Here is a 583-nt window from a genome sequence, read left to right as displayed (position 1 = left end):
GCCTATGATCGCGTCAAAGACTATTCTCGCCTCGATTGCGATATTGCCCTGTATTACTGCCGCACCGCGCCGTCGGATATGATCGTTACACCATTGTTTTCGGAGGAAGTCTTTCCAGTTTGCAGCAGAGACTATTTAGAAAGACACCCTCAAATACGGAACATTGATCAACTCGATTCTGCGACATGGTTATGGTTGGATGATCCTCAAACCGACTGGATCGGTTGGCCAGAATGGTTTGACCGATTGGGCTATGAAACTAAAGCACCTCGGCACCGAGTGAACATCAATAACTATTCGATGCTGATTCAGTCGGCTCTGACAGGACAAGGTATTGCCTTAGCGTGGTCGCATCTGGTTGGAGATCATCTAGAAACAGGTGCCTTGGTCAAACCGATCGACAATGTTCTGCAAACGGATGCAAAGTTTTGTCTTTTGGAACACCGCGGGCGGGACGGCAATCAGTACGTTGTCAGACGGTTTCGGGAGTGGCTCATGGAACAAGCAAAGGCAATTAATGAATAAATGTCATATAGTGATGAGACAAAATGACTTACCACTAAATCATAAACCATATAAATAC

Annotated in this window: 1 protein-coding gene; it reads left to right on the top strand. The window is 46.0% G+C overall.

Annotated features, from left to right (window positions below):
* On the top strand, positions 1-525 hold a 525-nt coding region (locus AC1DRJ_RS31765), incomplete at its 5' end, for a LysR substrate-binding domain-containing protein (RefSeq protein ID WP_477805581.1).
* Positions 526-583: the final 58 nt, after the last annotated feature.

It is taken from the genome of Pseudomonas sp. P5_B2, from assembly GCF_056400445.1.
This window is presented reverse-complemented; position numbering and strand designations above follow the sequence as displayed.